At 41.9% G+C, this 6,528-nt stretch carries 4 protein-coding genes; all 4 read right to left on the bottom strand.

Annotation, left to right across the window (positions count from 1 at the left end):
* Positions 1-321 precede the first annotated feature (321 nt).
* The 4 genes from pflA to ycaO all read right to left on the bottom strand — a co-directional run bounded on the left by pflA (position 322) and on the right by ycaO (position 6,495).
* Positions 322-1,062: a pyruvate formate lyase 1-activating protein gene (pflA, locus tag AACX38_RS07570; protein ID WP_228863879.1), complete on the bottom strand. Its 741-nt coding sequence runs from the start codon at positions 1,060-1,062 to the stop codon at positions 322-324.
* A 136-nt stretch (positions 1,063-1,198) separates the two neighbouring features.
* A complete protein-coding gene (gene pflB / locus AACX38_RS07565; RefSeq protein WP_228863878.1) occupies positions 1,199-3,484 on the bottom strand; it encodes a formate C-acetyltransferase in 2,286 nt (761 codons plus the stop codon).
* Between the two features lie 60 nt (positions 3,485-3,544).
* Positions 3,545-4,396, bottom strand: coding sequence for a formate transporter FocA (gene focA, locus AACX38_RS07560; protein ID WP_228863877.1), 852 nt, complete (start codon positions 4,394-4,396; stop codon positions 3,545-3,547).
* Positions 4,397-4,734: 338 nt separating this feature from the next.
* Complete coding sequence (gene ycaO, locus AACX38_RS07555) at positions 4,735-6,495, bottom strand: 30S ribosomal protein S12 methylthiotransferase accessory factor YcaO (RefSeq protein WP_228863876.1); 1,761 nt, start codon at positions 6,493-6,495, stop codon at positions 4,735-4,737.
* Positions 6,496-6,528: the final 33 nt, after the last annotated feature.

Genomic DNA, 6,528 nt, shown 5'->3' with positions numbered 1-6,528 from the left:
ATATTCCTCATTGGATAATCCTCTGTGTGTGAAAATTAAATTTATTTACTCGCAAAATGTGAAAGGTAGCTTATATATTATTGGTTGATTTTCTATGACTATTAACTAGTATAGTTCATGACGGAAATAGAACGGGGAAATGTCCTAATTTAAACTAAACGATAGTTAAATAAGTCGGCATTTGGAAAAAACTGGCTGCAATTTATGATTGAGCCAGTAATTATTTAATTTGAGGAATAATAAATATGTACTTAATCCAATGGGTTTTAAGTTGTATCGCAGCCCACTAGAGATTACTTGAAAGCCAATGAGTATATTTAATTAATAAATAACCTGATGACCATAGCTCATCAGAATTTCTTTTACTCTTTCCATCGTCTCTTTCGACGGTGGTTTTACGTCTTCCAGCTTATATTCTTCACCCATAGCAATCCATTTATGTTTACCCAGTTCATGATAGGGAAGTAACTCAATTTTTTCGATGTTCTTCATATCCTTGGTGAACTCTCCCAGCATATGGACAGATTTGTCATCATCCGACCATCCGGGAACAACGACATAACGGATCCACGTTTTTTGATTGCGTTTTGCCAGATAACGGGCAAATTCGAGTGTTCTATGATTGGAAACACCAACCAGTTCCCGATGAATATCATCGTTAAGGTGTTTCAGATCCAGCATGACTAAATCAGTATCATCCAGTAGCTCATCAATTACCGGCTCATACCGTCGGACAAAGCCATTAGTGTCTAAACAGGTATGAATCCCCTCGGCGTGGCAAGCCCTGAACCAGTCACGAACGAATTCAGCCTGAAGGATTGCTTCCCCACCTGAAGCTGTCACTCCACCTCCGGAGGCATTCATAAAATGACGATAAGTTGTCGCTTCTTTTATAAGTTCTTCGACTGTTACCGCTTTACCAGTGTGAGTGTCCCATGTATCGCGATTATGGCAATAAAGGCAACGCATCAGGCAACCCTGAAAAAATACAATAAAACGAATACCCGGGCCATCAACGGTTCCGCAGGATTCAAAAGAGTGGATACGGCCAAGTACGGGCATGGGAAGATCTCTCCAAAAACTGACAGGATAGTAAAGGCCCCTATTGCAAAGGGGCCTTGAAGTGTATGCTGTTTCATTTCATCAAAATTGTCTTATTAAAACAATGACATTTTTGAGGTAATACACAGCAGGATGTTTACATTGTCTGGGTAAATGTACGGGTAATAACATCCTGTTGCTGTTCTTTAGTCAGAGAGTTAAAGCGTACAGCATAGCCGGATACACGGATTGTCAATTGAGGATATTTCTCAGGATTTTCCATAGCATCCAGTAACATCTCGCGGTTCATGACGTTAACATTCAGGTGTTGGCCACCTTCAATATTGCTGGCTTCATGATGGAAATAACCATCCATCAGAGCTGCCAAGTTGGCTCTGCGCACGTCATCATTTTTACCTAACGCATTAGGCACGATGGAGAAGGTATAAGAAATACCATCTTTTGCGTAAGCAAATGGCAGTTTAGCCACTGAAGTCAGTGAAGCAATTGCCCCTTTCTGGTCACGGCCATGCATTGGGTTAGCACCCGGACCGAATGGTGCACCTGCACGACGTCCATCTGGCGTGTTACCGGTTTTTTTACCATAAACAACGTTAGAAGTAATAGTTAACACAGACTGAGTTGGAGTTGCATTGCGATAGGTTTGTAACTTCTGAATTTTCTTCATGAAGCGTTCAACCAAATCACAAGCGATATCATCAACACGCGCGTCATTATTACCAAACTGTGGATATTCACCTTCAATTTTGAAATCAACAGCCAGACCGTTTTCGTCACGGATTGGGGTTACTTTTGCATATTTGATCGCGGACAAAGAATCAGCTGCTACAGATAATCCTGCAATACCACATGCCATCGTACGGTGAACATCACGATCATGAAGTGCCATTAAAGAAGCTTCATAGCTGTATTTATCATGCATATAGTGGATGATATTCAGCGCGGTGACATACTGTTTTGCCAGCCAGTCCATAAAGTGATCCATACGTTCGGTGACGGTGTCATAATCCAAAACGTCATCTTTTATTGGCTCTTCTTTTGGACCAACCTGCATTTTCAGTTTTTCATCCATACCGCCGTTGATGGCATACAGCATGGTTTTTGCCAGGTTTGCGCGGGCACCGAAGAACTGCATTTGTTTACCAACAATCATCGGGCTGACACAGCATGCAATAGCATAGTCATCGCTGCTGAAATCAGGACGCATCAGGTCATCGTTTTCATATTGCAGAGATGAAGTATCAATGGATACTTTTGCCGCGTATTTTTTGAAATTAGCAGGCAGTTTTTCAGACCACAGGATGGTCATGTTAGGTTCCGGAGATGGTCCCATTGTGTACAGGGTATTCAGGAAACGGAAACTGTTTTTGGTAACAAGAGTACGACCGTCCAGTCCCATACCTGCGATGGATTCAGTTGCCCAAATCGGGTCGCCGGAGAACAGCTCATCGTATTCTGGAGTACGCAGGAAGCGAACCATACGCAGTTTCATGACCAAATGGTCGATCAGCTCTTGTGCGTCTTGCTCTGTCAGTTTTCCTGCATGTATATCGCGCTCGATGTAGATATCGAGGAAGCTGGATACACGACCGAAAGACATCGCAGCACCATTTTGGGATTTTACTGCCGCCAGATAAGCGAAATAAGTCCACTGTACTGCTTCTTTGGCATTAGTCGCCGGGGCAGAGATATCGTAGCCATATTTAGCTGCCATCTCTTTAATCTGGCCTAGAGCGCGATACTGTTCTGAAATTTCTTCACGCAGGCGGATAGTTGCTTCAAGGTCTTCACCGTTTTCCAGTTTTTCCTGCAATGAAGTGAATTGTGCATATTTTTCATCACGCAGAAAATCAATACCGTACAGAGCAACACGACGGTAATCACCGATGATACGACCACGACCGTAAGCATCTGGCAGACCTGTCAATACACCTGATTTGCGGCATTTCAGAATATCAGGGGTATAAACATCAAATACACCCTGATTGTGAGTTTTACGGTATTCAGTAAAAATTTGTTTCAGTTTCGGATCAAGTTCCCGATCATATGCCTTGCAGGAACCTTCAACCATTTTGATCCCGCCGAATGGGATAATGGCACGTTTCAGAGGCGCTTCAGTTTGCAGGCCAACAATTTGTTCCAGAGTTTTTTCAATATAACCAGCATCATGGGAGGTTATTGTAGACGCAACGTTAGTATCAAAATCAACCGGCGCATGAGTGCGGTTTTCAATTTTGATACCTTCCATGACTTTTTCCCACAAAATATCTGTCGCTTTTGTGGCACCCGCAAGGAATGATTCATCACCTTCATACGGAGTATAGTTTTTCTGAATAAAGTCACGAACATTGACTTCATTTTGCCAGTTACCCTCGTTAAAGCCTTGCCATGCTACGGAGAATTTTTCATTTAACTCGGACATGATATTTTTACCTTTTAACAGTAGAACTTGTAAAAAATTGGGTGTGGAAGCAAACGAAGATCAGCGGCTGCCACGTAAATAAATGAACCAGTAAGTCAACCCAACCAATATCGAACCGCCGATGATGTTACCTATCGTTACAGGGATCAGATTATCAGTAATGAAATTTGAAATTGTCAGTTGGGGAAATTGCTCTGGTGTTGCTCCGACTTTTTCCCAAAACTCAGTTGGAGCGAATTCTTTAATAACAATCCCGAAAGGAATTAAAAACATGTTAGCAATGCTGTGTTCAAAGCCGCTGGCAACGAACATACCAATTGGCAGAATTAATGCAGATAATTTATCAATAAGGCTTCGGCCTGCATAGCTCATCCAGACGGCAAGGCATACCATCAGGTTAGCCAGAATGCCTAAACATAAAGCCTCGACAAAGGTATGGTGCATTTTGTGGTCAGCGACCTGTAATACATTCAGCCCCCAGAAACCATTGGCAACGGCATATTGGCCTGATAGCCACATCAAGGTGACAAAGAACAGGGCACCGATCAGATTACCGATATAAACGTGCAGCCAGTTTTTGAACATTTGTGACCAGGTAATACGGCCGGTTGCTTTCGAAACAATAGTTAACACTGTGGAAGTGAAGAGGTCGACACCAAATACGACGACCAGCATCAGCCCTAAAGAGAAACATACTCCACCGGTTAATTTTGCTAAACCATAGGGAATAGAAGAAGTTCCTGTTGTAGCCGTAATATAAAAAACAAATGCAATGGAAATAAATACACCAGCCATAATTGCTGATAAATAAGTCACTGCTGGATTTTTGTTGACTTTATAGACACCACTATCATCAGCAATTTGTGCCATTACAGCAGGTGGAAATAGGTTAAAAGTGTCGTCAGTTTTCATACTAACACTCTCTTTATCTTAGGTTAATTATAGCACGTAATGATAGTAACAAACGGACACTGACATGAATTTGATATAGATCATATTAAATTGAAAGTTCAGTGATATATGACCAGCTAAATAACGTTTTTCGATTCTAACAAATTGATTTTTAAATTAAAAATATTTTTTAAAATTTATAAAAAAATTTTATATAAGGAATTTGGTGTGAAATAGACGAAAGGTAAAATAACAGGTTAAATTGTCATTTATTTGTTATTTTAAATAAAATTCAATTTAACCTGATTTTTACTTTTGTTAATTAATAAGCATTAATTTAACAGTTTATATATTTCAGATTATTTACACCAAAAAGTGCGTTTAGCTTTTTGTAGTTTTTCATAAGCATTTAATAATGCCTGATGAGCGGGTAATGCTTTTAATTCTGAATCGACAGACCACAGCCCGTGGAAACAATTTTTACCAGTTAGAGCTGAAGAGGCGGCGTCAACTGTATCCTGACCATACATTTTGACAAATGCCTGATAATACTGGCTTGGGTTACGATCTTCTTCCTGGGTTAATAGCAGCAATGTATGTAGGCAGCGATAATAATTTGCTCTTTCGGCGGTGAAGACAGAAGAGTTGAAATCTTGTGTCCACTCAACCCAGATCAGAGCTTGCTCCAGATCATTACCAGCCAGCGCCAGCATAGATTTCAGTTCACCAATCCTTAAATTGCTCCAGCCATTATCTTTACCTGAGGCGATCCCTAACAATTCGCGAACACGGGTAAAATCATCCAGCCCTTCTTCGTCTATCTGCTCAAGAAACGCCAGATACTCTTCAGGCTGCCACTGGCTATCCGGTAAGGCCAGAATGGTATCACGCAGGTGAGTTCCCATCGTATTATTAGCAATGTGCAAATCTTCAACCGGATAAATATCTGACATCCCCGGTACCAGAATACGGCAGGCATAAACACCAAGATGCTCATAGTCAGCAATATAGACTTCGGCACTCAGAGTATTGAAAATGCCCATCAGGGTTGCAAATTCTTCTTCGGTTGTACCACTGAAATTCCAGTCGGCAAATTCGTAATCAGCATCCTGTTTGAACAGATCCCAGCTGATTGCTCCGCTTGAGTCAATGAAATGGGTTTCAAGGTTAGTGTGCTCAGACACTTCTTCATCATCAAAAGTAGGTGCTGTGAAGACATCCAGATCTTTCAGGCTGCGTCCCTGTAAAAGCTCAGTGACGGTACGCTCCAGTGCAACGCCAAATTCAGGGTGAGCACCAAAAGAAGCAAAACAGGTACCGTTATTCGGGTTAAACAGAACAACGCAGATAACCGGGAACTGACCGCCCAGAGAAGCATCGTAGCAATAAAGCGGGAAGCCTTCTTCCTGTAATTTATTGACTGATGCTACAACGCCGGGATAGCGATCCATAACGGTTTGTGGGATTTCAGGCAGGCTAATGCATTCTGCGATGATGCGGTTTTTCACATAACGTTCGAATACCTCGGACAGCCCCTGAACCCGGGCTTCATTCTTGGTATTACCGGCTGACATGCCATTTGAAACATACAGGTTCCCAACAATGTTCATTGGGATATAGACGGTTTCATGATCAGACTGACGGGTAAACGGCAGAGCACAGATCCCTCGTTCTTCATTCCCGGACTGTAAATCAACCAGCTGGCTGGCATAAAGTTCATTATCCGGGTTATAAAAACGGTGCAGATGTTCGTCCAGAATACCTGCTGGCAGGGAATCATCTTCAGGTAAAGGAAACCATTTTTCGTTCGGGTAATGAACAAAATCGCCCTGAGCTACGGCTTTACCAAGATAAAAATCAGCGAAAAAATAGTTAGTTGATAGACGTTCAAAGTATTCACCTAACGCAGAGGCCAATGCCGCTTTTTTACTGGCTCCTTTGCCGTTAGTAAAACAGAGTGGGCAGTCACGATCACGGATATGTACTGACCAGACATTAGGAACAGGGTTCAGCCATGAGGCTTCTTCAATATTGAAACCCAGTGTGCTCAGTTTCTGTTGGAAATTATTAATAGAGTCTTCTAATGCGGCATCTTTGCCTGGAATGTAGGTCTGCGTCATCATTATTCACTTTGATTTCTGTAAAGAGTTACA

The organism is Xenorhabdus sp. PB30.3 (assembly GCF_963895965.1).
In the GTDB taxonomy this organism is placed as follows: Bacteria; Pseudomonadota; Gammaproteobacteria; order Enterobacterales; family Enterobacteriaceae; genus Xenorhabdus; species Xenorhabdus stockiae.
This window is presented reverse-complemented; position numbering and strand designations above follow the sequence as displayed.